Source organism: Streptomyces bacillaris (assembly GCF_003268675.1).
In the GTDB taxonomy this organism is placed as follows: Bacteria; Actinomycetota; Actinomycetes; order Streptomycetales; family Streptomycetaceae; genus Streptomyces; species Streptomyces bacillaris.
In genome coordinates, this window is sequence record NZ_CP029378.1 from 2,194,462 (window position 1) to 2,214,873 (window position 20,412).

A 20,412-nucleotide genomic window follows, 5' to 3' on the forward strand; every position below is an offset into this window, starting at 1 on the left:
GCGATGCGCTCGTGTCCGGCGTGCGGAACGGCCAACCGCGAGGACGACGACTTCTGCGGCAACTGCGGTGCGTACCTGGGGTGGTCGACGGAGCCCCGGCGCACCCCGGCGGCGCGCGAACCGGAGCCCGCGCCTGCGCCCGCACCCGAACCGGCCCCTGAGCCGGTCCCGCAGCCGGAGCCGGAGCAGCGGTCGGCGCCGGAGCCCGTACGCGAGGGTCGTACTCCCCCGGAGCCCGCGACCGTGCCCACACCTGCGCCGCGCCCGGAAGCGGCACCGGCACCGGCACCGGCACCGGCAGCACCGACGCCTGCCCCGAAACCGGAACCAGAGGCACCGGCACCCCCGGCGGCCGGGCCCGCGATCCCCGCCGCGCCCGTCGCCGCCCCGCCCGCCGTACCCCCACGCCCGGCAACAGCCCCGACGCCTCCCGCAACGCCGACACCGACACCCCCACCCCCGCCGAGCGCCCCACCGAACGGCGCGCCGACGGCTGCCCGTACCACCCCCGTCCCCTCGCGCCCCACCTCCGTACCACCGCAACAGCCCCGGCAGCCCGCTCCGGCTCCCGCTCCCGTACGGCCGGCCGCCCCCCAGCCCCCGGACGAGGCGCCCATCGGCGCGGTCCAGCCGGCCAGGCCCGTCGCCCGGCGGCCCGTCGTGCGGCCGGTGGAGACGGACGAGGCGGTGGAGGGGGAGCCGTGTCCGGCCTGCGGTACGCCGAACGCGCCCGGGCGCAGGTTCTGCCGCCGGTGCGCGGCGCCCCTCCGGGCGAAGGCGGAGACCGCGCCGCTGCCGTGGTGGCGGACGGTGTGGCCGTTCCGCCGCCGGGTGCGGGTCCGCTCGGGGCGGGCGCTGCGGCGGATCCTGCTGGTGCTGGCGGTCGTCGGGCTGCTCTTCGTGGGCTTCCTGTTCCTGCCGGCCGGGCGGGTGATCTTCGAGGACGTCCGGGACAAGCTGGGCGGCACGGCGGAGATCAGCCCCTCCGGGGTGACCGCGAGCGCCGAGGCCCCCGGCCATCCGGCGGGCGCGGCCGTGGACGGCCTGACCAACAAGTACTGGGGCGCACCCGCCCTCGGCGCATCGCTGACGGCCAGCTTCGGGACACCGTTCCGGCTCGTCGGGGTGGTCCTGCACACCGGGGCGTCGACGGAGCCCGAGGAGTTCCGGCGGGAGCCGCGGCCGGTCCGGGCGGACCTGATCGTCACCACGGTGGACGGCACGGTCCACGAGAAGGAGCTGACGCTCAACGACAAGCCCGGTGAGCAGACGGTACGGACCGGGATCAGCGATGTCGTCACCGTCCGGCTCGTCCTCCGGGAGGCGGCGGGCGAGTCGAAAGGACGTCCGATCGCGCTAGGGGAGATCGAATTCTTCAAGCGCACCTGAGGGTTGAGGAAAGGGCGCATATTCCAGGGGCACAGACACCTCACTGTCACGTTCAACCCCAGAAGCCCCTCAACTGCTCATATCTGCTCAGCCGTTCGGTTCGATGAAGCAATTCCGGTCACATATGGCTTCCCTTCATGACTCCACAAGCGGTTGACTGGGCATCACACATGGTGACGTGATCGCCTTCCGCGGCTCGCCGACCCAGCTCCGGCGGCCGTGCATCCTCGCGATCACCGGGAATGCGCGGTGCGCATCGCCCGTCCGTACTCATCGACGAGGGGGCTGCAATGAGCCAGATAACGTTACCGGAGTTTCACATGCCGTTCGCCAGTGCCGGATGCAATCCGGGCCTGGACAGAACCAGGGAAGCGGCCTGGGAATGGGCGGAGGCGGAAGGGCTGATCCTTTCGGTCCCGGCCCGCCGGAAGATGATCCGCACCCGGCCCGAACTCTGGATTTCCCTCGTTTTCCCGAAAGCGTCGCAGGATCATCTGGATCTCTTCTGCCAATGGCTGTTCTGGGCCTTCCTGGTGGACGACGAGTTCGACGACGGCCCGGCCGGGCGCGACCCCCTGATGTGCGAGGCGGCGATCACCCGGCTGGTGGACGTGTTCGACGGGGCCGAGCCGCACGGGCCGATGGAGCGGGCGCTCGCCGGGTTGCGCGACCGGACCTGCCGCGACCGCTCCCCCCAGTGGAACAGGCAGTTCCGGCGGGACACCGCCGCCTGGCTCTGGACGTACTACGCCGAGGCGGTCGAGCGGGCGGCCGGGCAGGTGCCGAGCCGGGTGGCGTTCGTCAAGCACCGCCGGGACTCGGTGGCCATGCAGCCCTTCCTGGACCTGCACGAGATCACCGCCGGGATCGACCTTCCGGATTCCGCCCGCAGCCTGCCCGCGTACATCGCCCTGCGGAACGCGGTGACCGATCACTCGGGCCTCTGCAACGACATCTGCTCGTTCGAGAAGGAGGCCGCGCTCGGTTACGAGCACAATGCGGTACGGCTCATCCAGCGCGACCGGGGCTCCACGCTCCAGGAAGCCGTCGACGAGGCCGGAATTCAGCTGGCACGTATCGCCGAGCGGGTGGTGCGCGCGGAAAAGGAACTGATCGAGGAAATCGAGGCGGCGGGAATCAGCGCCTCGACCCGGGCAGCCCTGGAGCGCTGCGTCCAGGACTACCGGGGGCTCGTGCGGGGCGACTTCGACTACCACGCACGCGCCGAGCGCTACACCCGGCCGGACCTGGTGGAGCTGGAGGCGCGGAACTCGATGTCCGGGTACTTCGCCGCCTGAGGGCACCTCGGCACGCGGGGGTCCGGACGGCGGGAGCTTTCCGGACCTCCGAGCACAGGCATCACGAAAAGCCCCATACCGCCCCCAATCCCCATCGGTGGCGGTCGACCGCATCACATCGCGCCAGATCGGAAAGAAACAGGACCGGTCAGTAGCGATCGCATGGAAGACTGTGGCGCGCAAGCATGTCCCGGGTCGCCCCACCGGCCGGGCCGACCACTGCGTCGTGCCCCCGGTCGACGACTGACCGGTCGGAATGCCATGTCTTCCACCACAGTCCCCGGGGATAACGACACGTGAGATCACAGCGAAGAATATGGACCGCGGCTGCCGTCGCCACCGCCGCCGTGGCGGGCACCCTGGTCTTCCAGGGTATGACGGGAGGCTCCTCCCCCGACCGTGACGCGGACGCCAAGTCCGCTCCGGGGGCGGCGGAGCCCGAGGTCTACCACACCCCGCTCAAGACCTCCGAGGACGGCACCACCGCCTCCCTCGACCGGCGCTCCACCGACCGGTTCAGCCTGCTCGGCGTGACCTGGACCGATCCCGCCGCCGAGGTGACCGGCCGCGTGGAGGCGCGTACCCGCTCCGCCGCCACCGGCGAGTGGACCGGCTGGCTGCCGCTGGACACCGAGATCGACGGCCGCACCGAGGCCGGCCGGTCCGGCGTCCGGGGCACCACCGAGCCCCGCTGGGTCGGCCCGTCCGACGGCGTCGAGGTCCGGGTCGGCGCCGCCGGCGGGGTGAAGGCCGGGCTGCCCGAGGGGCTGCGGCTGGACACCGTCGACCCGGGCGGCCGCACCACCCCGCTCGCCGCCGGACCGGCCGCCTTCGCCGCCGAGCCCGCCGCGTTCACCACCGACGAGTCCCCCTCCGTCGAGCCGGAGCCGGGGCCGTCCGGCGAACCGACCCCCGGGGAACCGTCACCGACCCCGTCCCAGGAGCCGGAGCCCACCCCCACCACCGCGTCTCCCCGGCCGCCGTCCCCGAGCCCCACGGCACCGAGCCCGAGCGCGACCACCGCGTCCCCGACGCCCTCCGCCTCGCCGACCCCGACCCCCAGCCCCTCCACGACCCCTCCGCTGCCGCCCGGCCCGCCGTCCACGGTCCCGCAGCCGCCGATCGTCTCGCGTGCCGCCTGGAAGGCCGACGAGTCGCTCAACAACGAGTCGCCGGACTACATGACCTCCGTGAAGGCGGTCTTCGTCCACCACACCACGCAGACCAACGACTACTCCTGCGCCGACTCCCCGGCCATGGTCCGCGCGCTGCACACGTACCACGTGAACGCGAACAAGTGGAAGGACATCGGCTACAACTTCGTGGTCGACAAGTGCGGCACCGTCTTCGAGGGCCGCAAGGGCGGGGTGGACCGGCCCGTGATGGGCGCCCACACCTACGGCTTCAACCGGGACACCACCGGGATCGCCGTGATGGGCCTGCACACCAAGACCCCGGCCAGCAGCCCCGCGACCACCGCGGTCGCCCGGGTCGCCGCCTGGAAGCTCGGCCAGTACAAGGGCGACCCGACGGGTACGGTCCAGCTGACCGCCGGGGCCGACGGCAACAACCTGGCGCACAAGAAGTTCACCGCCGGGCAGCAGTACCCCTTCCAGCAGATCTCCGGCCACCGGGACGGGTTCGCCACCGAGTGCCCCGGCCTCGGGCTCTACGACCAGCTCCCCGGCATCCGCTCGACGGCCGGCGGCACGGTCACGGGCCTCGCCATCGCCTCGATGAGCGGAGCGAGCGCCTCCGGCTCCACGTACTACACGAAGTCGGCCGTCACCGTCGGCTGGAGGACCACCACCCCCGCCGCCTTCGTCAAGGGGTACGAACTCCTCGTCGGCGGCAAGCCGGTGGCCTCCGTCAAGGGCAACGTCACCTCGGCCCCGGCCACCCTCGCGCTCGGCAGGCACTCCGTCCAGGTGCGGGCCACCCACCAGTCGGGCAAGGTCACCACCTCGGCGGCCGCCACGGTCGTCGTCGAGCGGACGGCCCCCTCCTTCACCACCAAGCCGGCCCTCACCCTGCGCACCGGCACGGTGAACACGGCGGCGGTCCCGGTCACCCTGAAGTGGAAGGCCACCGACACCACCGCACTGAAGGAGGTCCGGCTCACCGCGCCCGTCGCGAAGACGTACGGCCCGACGACGGGCAGCGCCTCGCACACCGCCAAGTCCGGCGCGGCGACCGCCTGGAAGATGACGGCGTACGACCACGCGGGCAACACGGCCGCCGCCTCGGTCTCCGGCACCCCGGTGATCCTCCAGGAGACGGCCGCCACGAAGACCGGGAAGTGGACGGCGAAGTCCTCCTCCAGCTATCTGGGCGGCAAATCCCTGACCAGCAGCGCCAAGGACGCCAGCCTCACCTGGACGTTCACCGGCCGGTCAGCCGCCTGGGTGGTGTCACGGGCCGCCACTTCGGGGCAGGCATACGTCTACGTCGACGGCAAGAAGGTCGCCACGGTGGACCTGAAGTCGGCCTCCACCAAGTACCGGGACGCGATCTGGACCCAGTCCTGGTCCACCAGCGCCAAGCACACCGTCAAGATCGTGCTGGTCGGGACGAAGGGCCGCCCGGCCATCACCACGGACGGGCTGGTCTATCTGAAGTAGGCGGCTCCACCACCGCACCGCGAGAGGGGTTGGCACACACCATGTCCGACATCGTGGAGGCCACGGCCAGAACCGCGCAGGGCACGGTACGCGGTGCGGTGGAGCGGGGTGTCGCGGTCTTCCGCGGCATTCCGTACGCGGCTGCGCCGGTGGGCGCGCGGAGGTTCCGCGCGCCGGAGCCGCCGGAGCCGTGGGAGGGCGTACGGGAAGCGCTCGCGTTCGGGCCGACCGCCCCCAAGCGCCCCTACGCCCCGCCGCTGGACCGGCTGCTGCCGGACCCGGAGGTGCCGGGCGACGCGTGGCTGAACCTCAATGTGTGGACGCCGTCCACCGAGGCCGCGGGGCTCCCCGTCCTCGTCTGGATCCACGGTGGTTCGCTGCTGCACGGCTCCTCGGCGGTGCCGGTCTACGACGGGTGGGCCTTCGCCCGGGACGGGGTGGTGCTGGTCTCGGTCAACTACCGCCTGGGCATCGAGGGCTTCGGCCTCTTCCCGGACGCGCCCGCCAACCGGGGGCTGCTGGACCAGCTGGCCGCCCTGGAGTGGGTGCGGGAGAACATCGCGGCGTTCGGCGGCGACCCGGACCGGGTGACGGTGGCCGGGGAGTCGGCGGGGGCGGTGAGCGTGGCCGCCCTGCTGGCGACGGACCGGGCGGCGGGGCTGTTCCGGCGGGCGGTGCTCCAGAGCGGGGCGCCCGCCGCCCTGGCGCCGGAGGCCGCGCGCGGGACGACCGCGCTGATCGCCAAGCGGCTCGGCGTCCCCGCCACGGCCGCCGCGCTGGCCGCCGTGGACCCGGAGGCGCTGCTGGCCGCGCAGACCGGGGTGACGAGCGGCGGCAACCCGCTGACCGGCCGCAACTCCTTCCAGCTGGTGGTGGACGGCGAGCTGCTGGACCGGGACCCGGCCGAGGCGCTGCGTACGGGGGCGGCGTCCGGGGTCGACCTGCTGATGGGGGCGAACACCGAGGAGTACCGGCTCTGGTTCGTCCCCAGCGGCCTGACCGAACGGATCGGCCGCCTCAAGCTCCGCCTGGCGCTGCTGAAGTTCGGGGTCCCGAACGCCACCGCCCGTATCTACCGGGCCAACCGCCCCGACGCCACCCCCGGCGAACTCCTGGGCGCCCTCGCCACGGACCTGCTGCTGCGCGTCCCGCTCAACCGGCTGGCCGACGCGCGGACCGGCGCCGAGGGGGCCACGTACGTCTACGAGTTCGGCTGGCCCACCCCCGTACAGCGGCTCGGGGCCTGTCACGCGCTGGAGCTGGGCTTCGTCTTCGACACCCTGGCCCACCCCGACACCATGGCCCTGACCGGCCCGGACGCCCCGCAGGAGCTGGCGGACGCGATGCACCGGGCGTGGGTGGACTTCGCGACGACGGGCGACCCGGGCTGGCCGTCCTGGGACGCGCGGCGGCCGGTGCGGTTCTTCGGCGCGAACGGCACGGACGGCACGAACGGCACGGACGGTCCGGCCGTGGTCCTGGCTCCGCGCGACGATGAGCTGCGGAGCTGGGAACGCGATTGAGCGCTCAGGGGCGTAGCGAGATCCAGTGCGGGTCGGGGACCACGGTGAGGATCGCGGAGACGACCACGACCGCGCCCAGCACCACCTGTTCGCGGCGGGCGAGGCGGTGGGCGACCGCCGGGTCGTCGTCCCGGAGCATCCGCCGCCGGGCGGCCAGCGCGAGCACGCTGACCACGGCCATCAGCGCCAGCTTGACCAGCAGGGTGCGCCCGTAGGCGGAGGTGAACACCACGTCCACGGGGAGCCGCCGCAGGGTGGAGACGGTGCCGGTGGCGGCGAGGGCGACGTACAGCCAGATCGCCAGGCGCGCGTACCGGCCGAGCAGCGCGCGGGCCGCGATGGGTGAGCCGCGCCAGAGCCACATGGTCCGCAGGACGTACAGCAGCCCGCCGGTCCACAGGGAGGCGGCGGTCAGGTGGACGACGGTGAGCGCGGCGCCGATCTCCGGGCTGTAGGCCTCCGGGTGGGCGCGGATGGCCTCCGCGCCGATGACCACGGCGAGCGGGGCGAGCGCCAGGGCGGGCCGCTTGCTCGCGGCGCAGAGGGCGGCGGCGACGAACCCGTTGGCGATGGTGAGGAGGAGTCCGCCGTTCCGGGTCGCGTACGTCTGGGTGATCCCGAGTCCGCTCGCGGCGGCGAGCTGGACGATCTGCCCGGCCGCGGCACCGGCCCCGGCGAGCGCGGCGCAGACGGACCAGCTCCGGACGGCGGTACGGGGGCGGCTGCGGACGGTCCGGATGAACTGCGGGGCGAGCAGTTCGCCGAGGTGGACGGCGAGCCCCGCGAAGAGGACGGTACGGAGCAGGGTGGTGAGCCCCGCGCCGGGTATCCGCAGCTCCCCGGTGCCGCGCGCGGCGAGCCCGGGGCCGAACACGGCCACGAGGAGCGCCAGAAGAGCGGCGGCCAGGGAGAGGGTGAGAGGGAGCCGGGACGACCGGCCGGAGCCGCCGCCTTGGTCCTCGCGCCCGGGCTCACCCTCGTACCCGCTCCTCCCCTCACCGCAGGACGGCATCAGGTCGGCCGTGACCGCGACGGCCGGTGCGTCGGCCCGGCGGGCGCCGGTGGGAGGCGTACCGGATCCGGTCGGCGGGGTCGGTGCGGCCGGATCGGCGGGAGGTCCGGAGAACATCACGGACCGATCCTCGCCGGTGGACAAAAGCACAGCAAACGCCAGAAGACCCCGGCCGGAGCAGTCCGGCCGGGGTCCTGGCCGCGCGTCAGGCCTTGTTCTGCGCGGCCCAGAACTCGTCGAAGGTGAGCAGGCCGTCGCCGTTGGCGTCGTGGGCGTTGATGATCGCCTGGGCCACCGTCTCGGTGACGAACGGGTCGCCCAGCTGCGCCATCGCGCTCTTGTACTCGTTGGCCGTGATGAGACCGTCGCCGTTCGCGTCGAACTTCTCGAATACCGTCCGCGCCGACTCGATGTCCGCCACTGTTCCGCCCCTCCGTGGTGCCGAATGTCGGGGTCAGATTATCCGGCCGTACGGGTGACGGGCCGAACACCCCGGGCGCCGGAGCCTGTCGTGGGCCCCTGACATCAGCTCAGCAGCTCGGTGGCCGTCACCGCGCGCAGCCCGCGCCGGTCGATCTCGGTGAGGAGCAGGGGCAGCGCGGCCACGGTGACCGGCCGTGCGAGGCTCAGCCCCACCACGGAACCGTGCCGCAGCTCGCCCGTCACCTTGCGCAGGACGGCCGGCACCCCGGTCGCGGCGTGGTCGCGCGACTCGACGTCGTAGCCGAGGACGTGCGGATAGCCGGCCCGCGCGGCGAGGCGCCGGACGGGTGCGGTGGCGCCGGGGCCGGGCGAGGGGCGGAACCAGGTGCCGATGGAGCCGGTGAGCCGGCGCAGCCGCCGGGCGCAGGCGGCGATCTCCTCGTACGCGGAGTGCTCGTCGCGCTCGGCGAGGGCGGCCAGGTCCCGGTGGCGCTCGGTGTGGTTGCCGATCTCGTGGCCGCCGTCCAGGATCCGGCGGGCCAGCTCCGGGTGCGCCTCCAGCCAGCTGCCGACGGCGAGGACGGTGACCCGCGCCCCGGCCCGCTCGATCCGGGTGAGCGCGGCCCGGGCGAGGCCGGGGTCGCCCCGCCCCTCGAAGGTGAGGGCGATCCGGGGCCGGTCACGGGGGCCGTGAGTGATCACCCCGGGCCACCCGGGGAATCGGCGCGGCCCGGCGGCCGACCCGTACGGAGACGGGGCCGGAGCCTGGGAGCCGTACGCGGGGGAGACCGGGGGCGAGGAGACGGGCGCCCCGCCCCCGGCCCCGTCCCCTCCCCGTACGCCCCCGTCCCCTCCCCGTACACCCGCTTCCCCGCCGCCCCGCGCACAGCCCGCCGCGAGAGCCGACGCGAGGAGCACGGCCCCGGCGCCCAGCGCGTCCCTGCGGTGCACCGGCCGCTCGCGCCCGCCCATGCCCGACCACCTCGCCTTCCCCACGGTCCACGGAATCCCGGGGACACAGTAGAGGCGGAACGGGCGAAATATAACGATTGAGCGATTCCTCGAATGATCTAGGAATCATTCAAGCAGCCTCATAAAAATGCATGGAAAGCCAGGCGAGTGATCGAGCACACCTATGATTCAGCCACGAGATGCCCGTTTGACACCGGAATCAGCCGAAATACTCCTTTGGCACCGAGGTCCCCCGTCTGCCATAGTCGGAGCCACGACCCCCATTGACCCGGGCGAGGTCGCCATCAGCGGCCGTGAACACACCCCACCTTTCACGGCCTCCCACAGAAGCCCCCGCAGCGCCGCACCACGGCCGACCGGGGGCTTCTGTGTGTCCCGGCGGCCATCGGCGTCAGCGGTCGGAGATCCGCATCTCGAACCAGGTGGTCTTGCCGCGCGGCAGCAGATCCACCCCCCACCGGTCGGAGAGCTTGTCGACGAGGAAGAGGCCGCGACCGCTGATGTCCATCTCGCGCACCGGCATCAGACACGGCAGCCCGCGCGAGGGGTCGCGCACCTCGATCCGGATCCAGCCCCGGCGGCGCACCATCCGTAACCCGAAGACGCGGGCACCCGTGTGACGGACCGCGTTGCCGACGAGTTCGGAGACGAGCAGCACCGCGTACTCGGCGGTCTGCGCGGAGAGCCCCCACTGCCGGAGGACCACACAGGAGGTGAGCCGCCGGGCGGTCGCCGCGGACTCCGGCCGCGACGGCAGCCGGACTTCCGCCTCGGCCGGATTTCCGAACAACTCCAGCGCCTTGAACGCCTGTTCGTCATCCATGCCCGACGTCCACCGTGCCGCGGTCGCGCTGCTGCGCGGTCGCGGCTGATCCACACCCTCCAGGCCCGCCATGCCCACCATCATGGACGCACACTCCGGCCCCCGGGGCCGTTCCGACGGAATCCGCCCCCCGGAACGCACCATTCCGCACCAGGCTTCAGGCATATGCCAGAGGCACAGCAAGAGCCTCCGCGACCCCACTGAACTGCGGTGATACGCCGGGTGGGCGGGATCGCCCCGAGAGATACGGCACCGGGCCTTAAGGTTGCCTTAAGGCCCGGATAATCCGCCCGGAGGGATGAACCCCCGTCAGAAGCGCATCCGGGGCGGACCGGTGGGAGGAAATGAGGGAGCGGCGACAGCCCTCCGGCGGCCGCTCAGCGGAACGTCGCCTTCCCCGGGCCCTCCTCCACGAAGCTGCGCATCCCGCGCTCGCGGTCCTCGGTGGCGAACAGTCCGGCGAACCAGTTCCGCTCGACGGTGAGCCCGGTGTCGATGTCCGTCTCCAGACCGGCGTCCACCGACTCCTTGGCGGCGCGCAGCGCCAGCGCGGGCCCCTTCGCCAGCTGGGCGGCCCAGGCGTGCGCCTGCTCGTAGACCTCGGCGGCCGGGACCACCCGGTCCACCAGACCGAGCGTCAGGGCCTCCTCCGCCTTGACCATCCGGCCGGTGAAGATGAGGTCCTTGGCACGGGACGGGCCGATCAGCCGGGCCAGGCGCTGAGTGCCGCCGGCGCCCGGGATCAGCCCGAGCAGGATCTCCGGCTGGCCCAGCTTGGCGTTCTCCGCCGCGATCCGGTAGTCGGCGCAGAGGGCCAGTTCGCAGCCGCCGCCGAGCGCGTAGCCGGTGACGGCGGCGACGACGGGCTTGGGGATGCGGGCGACGGCGGTGAAGGAGTCCTGGAGCGCCTTGGAGCGCAGGACCATCGCGGTGTGGTCCATCTCCTGCATCTCCTTGATGTCCGCGCCGGCCGCGAACACCTTCTCGCCGCCGTAGAGGATCACCGCGCGGACGTCCTCGCGCCGGGTGGCCTCCTCGGCCAGCTCCCGCAGCCGGTCCTGGACCGCCACGTCCAGGGCGTTCATCGGCGGCCGGTCCAGCCGGATCGTCCCGACGTTGTCGCTTACTTCGAGGGTCACAGTCATGGAGGCAGGTTAACCACTGCTAACGCGGGCGGACCCGGTGCCGTTGGTCACAGCACCGGGTCCGCTCACGCGCGTGGCGCGGGGTGGAGGAAGCTCTACTTCTTCCACTCCTCCCAGTCCATGTTCCAGCCGTTGAGGCCGTTGTCCGGCTGGATCTGCTTGTCCTTGGAGTTCTTCACGATGACGACGTCACCGATCATCGACTTGTTGTAGAACCAGGCCGCCGGGGTCTGGCTGTCGTAGCCGCCGCGCACATCGCGCAGACCGACGCAGCCGTGGCTGGTGTTGGTCGTGCCGAAGATGGACGGGGCGCCCCAGTAGTTGCCGTGCAGGAAGGTGCCCGAGGTGGAGAGCCGCATGGCGTGCGGGACGTCCTTGATGTCGTACTCGCCGCCGAAGCCGACGGTGTCGCCGTTCATCCGGGTCACCTTGAGCTTCTCGCTGATGACCATCTGACCGTTGTACGTGGTGGTCGCCGGGGCGCCCGCGGAGATCGGGATGTCCTTGATCTCCTTGCCGTCACGGACGACCTTCATCCGCTTGGTGCTCGCGTCCACGGTGGAGACCTGGGAGCGGCCGATGGTGAACGTCACCGTCTTGGCCTGCTTGCCGTAGACCCCCGGCCGTCCCTCGACGCCGTCCAGGTGCAGTTCGACGGTCACCTTCGTACCGGGCTTCCAGTAGTGCTCCGGGCGGAAGTCGAGGCGGTCGTTGCCGAACCAGTGGCCCTCGATCTCGACCGGCGGGTCGGCCGTCACCTTGATGGCCTTCTCCACGGCGGCGGGCTCGGTGATGCCCCGGGTGAAGTTGATGGAGACCGGCATCCCGACACCGACGGTGGAGCCGTCCTCCGGCGTGTAGTGGCCGATGAAGGTGTTGGCCGGCACCAGCGTGGTGAAGGTGGTGTCCTTGGCCGACTCCCGGCCCTTCGCGTCCTTGGCGACCGCGTGGACCGTGTACTTGGTGGCGGCGGCGAGGTGGCGCTCCGGCGTCCAGCTCGCGCCGTCGGCCGCGATCTCGCCCGCGACCTCGTTGCCCTTGGGGTCCGCGACCTTGACCGTGGTCAGCTTGCCCTGCGCGGCGGTGATCTTCAGCGCGCCGCTGGTCGCCACCGAGTCCGCTCCGTCCTCCGGCGCGATGGTCACCACCGCCTGCGAGGCCGTGGTGTCCTCCGCCTTAGGGCTGCTCTGGCCACCGCCCTTGCCGCCCGCCTCCGCGTCCCCGCCGCATGCCGTCACCAGCAGCAGCATCGCTCCCAGAGCCAGGGCCAGGGGCCCCGATCCGCCGCGCCGCTTCCTGCCCGCCCCGGCCGATGCCCCCGATATCGGCTGCCCGTTCACTGTGTCTCCCCTCGCTGGGCCTGGCACTGCCATGGCCCGCATCCCCCGCGCGCTGCACATACGCGCTCGCTCCACGCAAGATAATCACACCGTCGGTGCGGTGGATCCCCTCCGGAATGTCACCGTTCCGTCCCAAGTGGCGGGGAGAGCCGTGCAGGTGGGGCGGGGTGCGGGACGGGGGTGACGCGGAGGTGTGCCTGCGGGGGCGGGAGGGATCTCAGCGCACGGCGGAACCCGCCTTCCACTGCTTCCAGTCCAGGTTCCAGCCGCTGAGCCCGTTGTCCGGCGCGACCTTCTTGTCCTTCGAGTTGACGACCTCCACCACATCCCCGATCAGCGTCCGGTCGAAGAACCAGCCGCCCGGGGTGGTGGCGCTGCCGCCCTTCGCGTCGCGCAGGCCGATGCAGCCGTGGCTGACGTTCTCCTTGCCGAAGACGGACTCGTCGGCCCAGTAGTTGCCGTGCAGGAAGGTGCCGGAGGTGGTGAGCCGGATGGCGTGCGGGACGTCCTTGATGTCGTACTCGCCCTTGCCCTCCTCGTCCGTGAAGCCGACGGTGGCCCCGTTCATCCGGGTCACCTCGTGCATCTCGGTGACGACCATCTTCCCGTTGTACGTGGTCGTCTTCGGCGCCCCGGCGGTGATCGGGACGGTGCTGACCAGCTTCCCGTCCCGGCGTACCTCCATGGTCTTGGCCTCCGCGTCCACCAGGGAGACCTGGGAGCGGCCGACGGTGAAGGTGACCTTCTTGTCCTGGCTGCCGTAGACCTTCGGCGCGCCCTCCACGTCCCGCAGCCCGATGTCCACGGTGACCTCCGTGCCCGGCTTCCAGTACTCCTCGGGGCGGAAGTCGAGCCGGTCCTTGCCGAACCAGTGGCCGACCACCTCCACCTCCGGTTTCGCGGTCACCCGGATCGCGCGCTGCACGGCCGCGCGGTCGGTGACGGCCCGGTTGAAGGAGAAGGAGACGATCATGCCGGTCCCGACGGTGGAGCGGTTCTCCGGCTTGAAGTAGCCGATGAAGCGGCGCTCGGGGACGAGGGTGGTGAACGTGGCGTGGCGGGCCGAGCGCTGTCCGGACGCGTCCACCGCCACCGCGTCGACGCTGTACTTCGCGGCCAGGGCGAGCCGGGCCGCGCCGGGCTCCGGTTCCCAGGAGAGGCCGTCGTCGGCGATGCGCCCCGCCACGGTCTGCTGCTGGGCGTCCTCGATCCGCATCACCTTGACGCTCTCCAGCCGGCCGTCGGGGATCTTCACCCGGATCCTGGTCTCCGCGCCGACCTCCTTGGCCCCGTCCTCGGGAAAGATGCTGATCACATCGGCGGGAGAGCCCTCCTTGCCGTTGAGCAGGGCCTCTCTCGTATCGGTGCATCCGGTCAGCAGGACCAGCACGGCCAGCACGCTGAGCAGTCCTGCCCATGTCAGCACGGTGGCCGAGCCCGCCCGTGCGCTCTTCGCTACGTGGTTCACGCTCCCCCAACGACCAGGGCCGGTCGGGGGAAACGTGACTGCGGGCCCCGCAGTGGGCAGAACAGAGGGAAGGACTGCCAGGAGAGGGCCGCGGCCGGGACGTCGCGCGCCCGCTTTCCGGTGCCCGTCCTCATGAGCCGCGGGAGGCGACACGTGTCGAGCGCAGCCGAGCAGGAGGCAGTACAGGACCCGGCCGGGAGGGCGGTGGAGCCCGGCCGCCCACCGGGGCGGGCCGCGCCCGTCACCGTACGGACGGAGAGCACGGGGATCACGGCGGGCACGGGGATCACGGCGGCGACCGAGGCCGTACGGGCCGCGCCCCGCGCCCCCGTCGTCTGGCCCGGGGCGCCCATGCCGCTCGGGGCCCGCTTCCGGGTCGGCCCGGACGGGGTGGCGGGCACCAACTTCGCTCTCTGGGCGGGCGGGGCCGAGGCGGTCGAGGTGTGCCTCTTCGAGGCGGACGGCACCGAGACCCGCTGCCCGCTCACCGAGCTGACCCACGAGATCTGGCACGGCTTCCTGCCGGGCGTCCGGCCCGGTCAGCGGTACGGCTACCGGGTGCACGGCCGCTGGGACCCCTGGACCGGCGCCCGCTGGAACGCCGCCAAACTGCTCCTGGACCCGTACGCCCGTGCGGTCGACGGCACGTTCACGCTGCCGCCCGAGGTGTACGGCCATATGAGGGACTGGCCGGACCAGCATGTGGCCGACACCGTGCGCGACGAACGGGACTCGGCCCCGTACGTCCCCAAGGGCGTCGTCGTCCACGATGACGACGACTGGGTGGAGGACCGGCGCCCGAAGACCCCGTGGGCCGACTCGGTCATCTACGAACTCCACGTACGCGGCTTCACCAAGCTCCACCCGGACATCCCGCCCGAGCTGCGCGGCACCTACGCCGGGCTCGCGCACCCGGCCGCGATCGACCACCTGACGCGGCTCGGAGTGACGGCCGTCGAACTGCTCCCGGTCCACCAGTTCGCCCACGAGGACCATCTGCTGCGGCGCGGGCTGCACAACTACTGGGGCTACAACTCCATCGGCTACTTCGCCCCGCACGCCGACTACTCCGCCTCCGGCACCGCCGGCCAGCAGGTCGGGGAGTTCAAGCGGATGGTGCACGCGCTGCACAGCGCCGGGATCGAGGTCATCCTCGACGTCGTCTACAACCACACCGCCGAGGCGGGCGAGCTGGGCCCCACGCTCTCGCTGCGCGGCATCGACAACCGCGGCTACTACCGCCTCCAGCACGACCCGCGCCGCTACGCCGACTACACCGGCTGCGGCAACACCCTCCACGTCGTCCAGCCCCAGGTGCTGCGGCTCATCACCGACTCGCTGCGCTACTGGGTCACCGAGATGGGCGTCGACGGCTTCCGCTTCGACCTGGCGGCGGCGCTGGCCCGCTCGATGCACGACGTCGACATGCTCTCCCCGTTCCTCGCGGTGATCGCCCAGGACCCGGTGCTGCGCCGGGTCAAGCTGATCGCGGAGCCGTGGGACGTCGGCAACGGCGGCTACCAGGTCGGCGCCTTCCCTCCCCTGTGGACCGAGTGGAACGACCGCTACCGGGACGCCGTACGGGACTTCTGGCGCGGCGCCCTCCCCGACGTACGGGATCTCGGCTACCGGCTGACCGGCTCAAGCGACCTCTACGCCTGGGGCGGCCGCCGCCCGTACGCCTCGGTCAACTTCGTCACCGCGCACGACGGGTTCACCCTGCGCGACCTGGTCTCCTACGAGCACAAGCACAACGAGGCCAACGGCGAGGGCAACCGGGACGGGACGAACGACAACCGGGCGTGGAACTGCGGGGCGGAGGGCGAGAGCGACGACCCGGAGATCAACGCGCTACGCCGCCGCCAGCTCCGCAACCTGCTCACCACGCTGCTGCTCTCCACCGGGGTGCCGATGCTGGTGGCGGGCGACGAGATGGGCCGGACGCAGGGCGGCAACAACAACGCCTACTGCCAGGACAACGAGATCGGCTGGCTGGACTGGTCGCTGCTGGAGCAGCCCGAGTGGCGGGAGCTGACCGCGCTGACGGCCCGGGTGCTGCGGCTGCGCCAGACCCATCCGGTGCTGCGGCGGCGGGCGTTCTTCTCCGGCCGGGCGCAGGCGCCGGACGGGCTGCGGGACCTGGCGTGGTTCGCGCGGGACGGCCGGGAGATGACGGAGGGCGACTGGTACGCGCCCGCCGCCACGCTCGGGCTCTACCTCTCGGGCCGGGACATCCCCGGGCGGGACGCGCGCGGCGAGCCGGTCACCGACGACAGCTTCCTGGCAGTCCTGCACGCGGGCGCGGACCCGGTCGCCTTCGAGCTGCCGGGAGCCCCGTGGGCGGAACGGTACGAACTGGTCCTGGACACCTCCCGGGAGGACCAGGCCGAACCGCCCGGCACGGTCCTGGAGGGCGGTACGGAGCTGACCGTCCCGGCCCGCTCGGTGCTGCTGCTGCGGGTGGCCGCGTAGGGGCCCCGGGAGGTCAGCCGAGGATGCCCCGGTCGTAGCCGACGGCGACGGCCGCGGCCCGGTCCTTGGTGCCGAGCTTGGCGAAGATGTGGGTGAGGTGGGTCTTCACGGTCGCCTCGCTGATGAAGAGTTCGGCGGCGATCTCCCGGTTGGTCGTCCCCCGCGCCACCAGCACCAGCACCTCGCGCTCCCGGGCGGAGAGGGCCGTGTCGGCGGGGGCGGCGGGGGTACGGACCCGGGTCATCAGCCGGGAGGCCACGGCGGGCGACAGGACGCTGCGCCCGTCGGCGGCGGCCCGGACGGCGGCGAACAGCTCCTCGCGCGGGGCGTCCTTGAGCAGATAGCCGGTGGCGCCCGCCTCGATCGCGGGGAGCGTGTCGGAGTCGGTGTCGTACGTGGTCAGCACCAGGACCTTCGCACGGGCGCCGCGCCGGGTCAGCTCCGCGATGGCCGCCACTCCCCCGCCGCCGGGCATCCGCAGATCCATCAGGACCACGTCCGGGTCATGGCGTCCGACCACGTCGAGGGCGTCCACCCCGTTCGCCGCCTCCCCGAGGACCTCGAAGCCGGGTTCGGCGGTGAACATGCCGCGCAGCCCGTCGCGGACGACGGGGTGGTCGTCGACGAGGACGAGGGTGATGGCGGGGGCGCTGCCGGGGTTCTCGATCATGGCGCGAACCACCGTACGGCGGGGCATGGGTCTCTGGCCAGGGGCGACCTCACGGCGGGACCGGTGCCGGGGCCGGAGACCGGGCCCCGTACCGCGTGTCATGCCTGTCGGACCAGGGGGACCCGGGCCGAGACCGCCGTACCGGCGCCCGGTTCCGACTCCACCTCCACCGTGCCCGCGATGCGCTCCGCGCGGGCCCGCATGCCGCCGAGGCCGAAGCCGCCGGTGCGGCTCGGCGGGGCGGGCGCCGCGGGGTCGAAGCCGCGGCCGTCGTCCCTTACGTCCAGGGTCAGTTCACCGTCCATGAAGGAGAGGGTGACGCCGACCCTCGACGCCCCGGCGTGGCGGCCCGTGTTGGCCAGGGCCTCGCCCGCGATGCGCAGGAGGGTGGCGGCGACCTCGTCGTGGACCGGTTCGGCAGTGCCGGTGACGGTGAAGTCGGCCCGGACGCGGTGCTGTTCGGCCCAGGTGGCGACCGTCTTCTCCAGGGCGCCGGTCAGCTCGTCGTGCTCCAGGGCGGCGGGGGCCAGGTTGTGGACGGAGCGGCGGGCCTCCCCGAGGCTGTGGCGGGCGAGGGCGGCGGCCCGGTCCAGATGGACGCGGGCGGTGCCGGGGTCGGTGTCCCGGGTGGAGGTGACGACCTGGAGCTGGGCGATGATCCCGGTCAGCCCCTGGGCGAGGGTGTCGTGGATCTCGGCGGCCAGCCGGCGCCGCTCGTCGTCGACCCCGGCCTCGCGGGCCTGGACGAGGAGCTGGGCGTGGAGGGCCGCGTTCTCCGCCATCGCCTCCTCCAGCCGGAGGTTGGTGCGCTCCAGCTCCGCGATGGTCTCGACCTGGACGCGGGCCTTCTCCTCCTCGCGCATCCCGACGTACCAGAAGAAGAGGGCGAGGGCGGAGTTGATGAGGTACAGCGCGCCGAAGGCGACCCAGTTCATCAGGGAGGCGGGCGGCAGTCCACCGCTCTGCGAACCGGCCAGGGTGACGGCGGTGGTGAGCAGCCCGATCCGGATGGCCCGCTTGGGGAGCAGCGGGTCGACGTCGAAGTAGCCGAGCGCCGCGTAGATCGCGAAGAACGGGTTGAGCCAGGTGAGGGCGAAGGCGAGGACGGTCCGTACGGCGTAGTAGGCCACCCCGGCGGGGGCGGCGGGAGCGGTACGGGGGCGGGTCCGGCCCCACCAGAGCTGGAGCCCGTACGCGGCGGCGGCCAGGACCCCGGCCGCGTACATCTCCGTACGGCTCATGATCAGGTCGGCGGCGACGGCGGAGACGAGGGTGGCCAGGGTGAGGACGGCGTAGGGCCCGTAGCGGTAGAACTGCTCCCAGCGCTGCTCGACCGTGCGGGGGCCTGACGCGCCCGCCGGGTACGGGGAGCGGGGCGTCGACGTCATACGGGCAGTCTCCGTCACTGCCACCGGAAGAGTCGAGCGGCCGCGCTCCCCAGCACCACGGTCCACAGGGCCACCACCCCGAGGTAGGCCCAGCTCGGCCAGGCACCGGAGGCGGCCTGGTCCAGGGCCTGGGAGGCGGAGCCGAAGGGGGTGGCCTGCACGATGCGGCGCAGGGTGTCGGGCATGACCTGGACGGGCACCCAGACCCCGGCGGTGAACATCATCGCGAGGTAGGCGACCGAGCCGACGGCGGTCGCGGCCTTCGTCGTCCGGGACAGGGCGCAGATGGTGGCGCCCATGGCCAGGACGACGGTGACCGCGAGCAGCAGCGCCAGGTGGTAGCCGGGCAGGTGGCCGGGGAGCTCGACCCCGTAGGCGATGCGGCCGACGAGGACGACCAGGAGCGCGGAGCCGAGGGCCGCCGCGCCGTGCAGCGTGATCTGGGCGGTGAGGATCGCGGAGGGGCGGACCGGGGTGGTGGACATCCGGCGGAGGATGCCGCGTTCGCGGTAGGCGGTGAGGACCGGGGGCATGGCCTGGAGTCCGGACATGATCATGGCGAGCAGGACCGAGATGGGGACGTAGAGGTCGATGACCCGGCGGTCCCCGAGCCCCTCCTGCGGCTCCTTGAAGGCCGGGACGAAGCCGAGGATCACCAGGAGGACGGAGGGGAAGGCCAGGATCCAGAAGAGGCTGCCCGGTTCGCGGAGGAAGAGCCGGGTCTCGGCGAGCAGCACCGCCGCCGTGGGGCCGCGCCGGGGGCCGGTGGTGGTCGTTCCCTGGGTGGGGGCGGTGGGGGCGGGGGTCGTCATGGGTCAGGCGTCCTGTCCGGTGAGGTCGAGGAAGGCTTCGTCGAGGCTGGTCTCGGTGATCCGCAGCCGCTGGGCGGTGATGCCGAGTTCGGCGAGCAGGGCGATGAGCGGGGTGACGGTGTCGTCGGTGGCGTGCAGGACGAGGGCCCCGGAGGCGTCGGGCGGGGTCACGGAGGCGACGCCCGGCAGTGCGGCGAGCCGGGTCAGCTCGGGGCCGGCCGGGGGGCGGGAGGGGACGAAGGAGAGCACGGTGGAGCCGGTGGCCCGCCTGATCAGCCCGGCCGGGGTGTCCAGGGCGACGACCCTGCCCCGGTCGATGACGGCGATCCGGTCGCAGAGGCGCTGGGCCTCCTCCATGAAGTGGGTGACGAGCAGGACGGTCACCCCGCCGTCGCGGACCTCCTCGATGAGCTTCCAGGTGTCGCGGCGGGCCCGGGGGTCCAGCCCGGTCGCCAGCTCGTCGAGGACGACGACCTTCGGGTTGCCGATCAGGGCGAGCGCGATGAACAGCCGCTGCTTCTGGCCACCGGAGAGCTTGGCGAAGCGGGTGGTGAGCCGGTCGGCCAGGCCGAGCCGCTCGACGAGGGGCCGCCAGTCGGCGGGGGCCCGGTAGAAGGAGCGGTACAGCTCCAGGGCCTCCCGTACGGTCAGTTTGGCCTGGAGTTCGCTCTCCTGGAGCTGGGCGCCGAGCAGCTGGGTCACCCGGTCGTGGTCGGCGACGGGGTCGAGCCCGGCGACCCTGACGGTGCCCGCGTCGGGGATGCGGAGCCCCTCCACGCACTCGACGGTGGTGGTCTTGCCCGCCCCGTTGGGGCCGAGGATGCCGAAGATCTCGCCCTCGTCGACGGAGAGGGTGACGCCGTCGACCACGTTCCGGCCCGCGTAGGTCTTGCGCACCCCGTTGACTTCGATGATTGCCATGCCCCCAGGGTTCCGGCGGGCGGTGACCGGCGGTATCCGTCATCACGCTCGACACCGCATCAACCGATCGGTTGATGCGGGCGCGTGACCGGTTGACCCGCGGGTACGACCGGGTGGCCGACGGGCGCGCTCCGC

The 20,412-nt window shown here is 72.6% G+C and carries 16 protein-coding genes and 1 pseudogene; 6 read left to right on the forward strand and 11 right to left on the reverse strand.

Going from position 1 to position 20,412, the window contains the following annotated elements; all coding sequences use genetic code 11:
- Positions 1 to 3: 3 nt before the first annotated feature.
- The 5 genes and pseudogenes from DJ476_RS36030 to DJ476_RS08900 form a co-directional block, all read left to right on the forward strand.
- Positions 4 to 66, forward strand: a pseudogene (locus tag DJ476_RS36030) (zinc ribbon domain-containing protein); the annotation flags it as partial.
- 603 nt (positions 67 to 669) lie between these two features.
- Positions 670 to 1,389 (forward strand): zinc ribbon domain-containing protein, encoded by a 720-nt coding sequence (locus tag DJ476_RS08885; RefSeq protein ID WP_112490246.1) that lies wholly within the window; start codon positions 670 to 672, stop codon positions 1,387 to 1,389.
- Between the two features lie 320 nt (positions 1,390 to 1,709).
- A complete protein-coding gene (locus DJ476_RS08890) occupies positions 1,710 to 2,687 on the forward strand; it encodes a terpene synthase family protein (protein WP_103417338.1) in 978 nt (325 codons plus the stop codon).
- A gap of 296 nt (positions 2,688 to 2,983) precedes the next feature.
- Positions 2,984 to 5,308, forward strand: a complete 2,325-nt coding sequence (locus tag DJ476_RS08895) for an N-acetylmuramoyl-L-alanine amidase (RefSeq protein ID WP_112490247.1) — start codon at positions 2,984 to 2,986, stop codon at positions 5,306 to 5,308.
- A gap of 41 nt (positions 5,309 to 5,349) precedes the next feature.
- Positions 5,350 to 6,831, forward strand: a complete 1,482-nt coding sequence (locus DJ476_RS08900; RefSeq protein ID WP_112490248.1) for a carboxylesterase/lipase family protein — start codon at positions 5,350 to 5,352, stop codon at positions 6,829 to 6,831.
- 4 nt (positions 6,832 to 6,835) lie between these two features.
- Here DJ476_RS08900 and DJ476_RS08905 read toward each other — a convergent pair whose 3' ends face one another.
- The 7 genes from DJ476_RS08905 to DJ476_RS08935 all read right to left on the reverse strand — a co-directional run bounded on the left by DJ476_RS08905 (position 6,836) and on the right by DJ476_RS08935 (position 14,014).
- Positions 6,836 to 7,960, reverse strand: coding sequence for a copper resistance D family protein (locus DJ476_RS08905; RefSeq protein WP_103417341.1), 1,125 nt, complete (start codon positions 7,958 to 7,960; stop codon positions 6,836 to 6,838).
- A gap of 88 nt (positions 7,961 to 8,048) precedes the next feature.
- Positions 8,049 to 8,264, reverse strand: a complete 216-nt coding sequence (locus DJ476_RS08910) for an EF-hand domain-containing protein (protein ID WP_018492268.1) — start codon at positions 8,262 to 8,264, stop codon at positions 8,049 to 8,051.
- A gap of 104 nt (positions 8,265 to 8,368) precedes the next feature.
- Positions 8,369 to 9,238, reverse strand: a complete 870-nt coding sequence (locus tag DJ476_RS08915) for a polysaccharide deacetylase family protein (RefSeq protein WP_112490249.1) — start codon at positions 9,236 to 9,238, stop codon at positions 8,369 to 8,371.
- A gap of 391 nt (positions 9,239 to 9,629) precedes the next feature.
- Complete coding sequence (locus tag DJ476_RS08920; protein WP_112490250.1) at positions 9,630 to 10,145, reverse strand: ATP-binding protein; 516 nt, start codon at positions 10,143 to 10,145, stop codon at positions 9,630 to 9,632.
- Between the two features lie 293 nt (positions 10,146 to 10,438).
- Positions 10,439 to 11,206, reverse strand: a complete 768-nt coding sequence (locus DJ476_RS08925; RefSeq protein ID WP_070202244.1) for an enoyl-CoA hydratase/isomerase family protein — start codon at positions 11,204 to 11,206, stop codon at positions 10,439 to 10,441.
- A gap of 95 nt (positions 11,207 to 11,301) precedes the next feature.
- Positions 11,302 to 12,546 (reverse strand): L,D-transpeptidase, encoded by a 1,245-nt coding sequence (locus tag DJ476_RS08930; RefSeq protein ID WP_103417344.1) that lies wholly within the window; start codon positions 12,544 to 12,546, stop codon positions 11,302 to 11,304.
- Between the two features lie 217 nt (positions 12,547 to 12,763).
- Complete coding sequence (locus DJ476_RS08935; RefSeq protein ID WP_112490251.1) at positions 12,764 to 14,014, reverse strand: L,D-transpeptidase; 1,251 nt, start codon at positions 14,012 to 14,014, stop codon at positions 12,764 to 12,766.
- A gap of 153 nt (positions 14,015 to 14,167) precedes the next feature.
- Between DJ476_RS08935 and glgX the strand changes: the two genes are divergently transcribed.
- Positions 14,168 to 16,486, forward strand: a complete 2,319-nt coding sequence (gene glgX, locus DJ476_RS08940; RefSeq protein WP_162638657.1) for a glycogen debranching protein GlgX — start codon at positions 14,168 to 14,170, stop codon at positions 16,484 to 16,486.
- Positions 16,487 to 16,499: 13 nt separating this feature from the next.
- On the opposite strand, the gene DJ476_RS08945 is transcribed toward glgX, so the two are convergent.
- The 4 genes from DJ476_RS08945 to DJ476_RS08960 all read right to left on the reverse strand — a co-directional run bounded on the left by DJ476_RS08945 (position 16,500) and on the right by DJ476_RS08960 (position 20,277).
- Complete coding sequence (locus DJ476_RS08945; protein ID WP_103417347.1) at positions 16,500 to 17,156, reverse strand: response regulator; 657 nt, start codon at positions 17,154 to 17,156, stop codon at positions 16,500 to 16,502.
- A gap of 98 nt (positions 17,157 to 17,254) precedes the next feature.
- Complete coding sequence (locus DJ476_RS08950) at positions 17,255 to 18,544, reverse strand: sensor histidine kinase (RefSeq protein ID WP_103417348.1); 1,290 nt, start codon at positions 18,542 to 18,544, stop codon at positions 17,255 to 17,257.
- A gap of 14 nt (positions 18,545 to 18,558) precedes the next feature.
- Positions 18,559 to 19,356, reverse strand: a complete 798-nt coding sequence (locus tag DJ476_RS08955; protein ID WP_112490253.1) for an ABC transporter permease — start codon at positions 19,354 to 19,356, stop codon at positions 18,559 to 18,561.
- Positions 19,357 to 19,359: 3 nt separating this feature from the next.
- Complete coding sequence (locus DJ476_RS08960) at positions 19,360 to 20,277, reverse strand: ABC transporter ATP-binding protein (protein WP_112490254.1); 918 nt, start codon at positions 20,275 to 20,277, stop codon at positions 19,360 to 19,362.
- Positions 20,278 to 20,412: the final 135 nt, after the last annotated feature.

Excerpts from the sequence above, each read along its gene's own strand:
- DJ476_RS08900 (WP_112490248.1), top strand. The coding sequence starts at position 5,350 with ATGTCCGACATCGTGGAGGCCACGGCCAGAACCGCGCAGGGCACGGTA.
- DJ476_RS08955 (WP_112490253.1), bottom strand. The coding sequence starts at position 19,356 with ATGACGACCCCCGCCCCCACCGCCCCCACCCAGGGAACGACCACCACC.
- DJ476_RS08960 (WP_112490254.1), bottom strand. The coding sequence starts at position 20,277 with ATGGCAATCATCGAAGTCAACGGGGTGCGCAAGACCTACGCGGGCCGG.
- DJ476_RS08945 (WP_103417347.1), bottom strand. The coding sequence starts at position 17,156 with ATGATCGAGAACCCCGGCAGCGCCCCCGCCATCACCCTCGTCCTCGTC.
- DJ476_RS08890 (WP_103417338.1), top strand. The coding sequence starts at position 1,710 with ATGCCGTTCGCCAGTGCCGGATGCAATCCGGGCCTGGACAGAACCAGG.
- DJ476_RS08920 (WP_112490250.1), bottom strand. The coding sequence starts at position 10,145 with ATGATGGTGGGCATGGCGGGCCTGGAGGGTGTGGATCAGCCGCGACCG.
- DJ476_RS08950 (WP_103417348.1), bottom strand. The coding sequence starts at position 18,544 with ATGACGTCGACGCCCCGCTCCCCGTACCCGGCGGGCGCGTCAGGCCCC.
- DJ476_RS08925 (WP_070202244.1), bottom strand. The coding sequence starts at position 11,206 with ATGACTGTGACCCTCGAAGTAAGCGACAACGTCGGGACGATCCGGCTG.
- DJ476_RS08905 (WP_103417341.1), bottom strand. The coding sequence starts at position 7,960 with ATGTTCTCCGGACCTCCCGCCGATCCGGCCGCACCGACCCCGCCGACC.
- DJ476_RS08915 (WP_112490249.1), bottom strand. The coding sequence starts at position 9,238 with ATGGGCGGGCGCGAGCGGCCGGTGCACCGCAGGGACGCGCTGGGCGCC.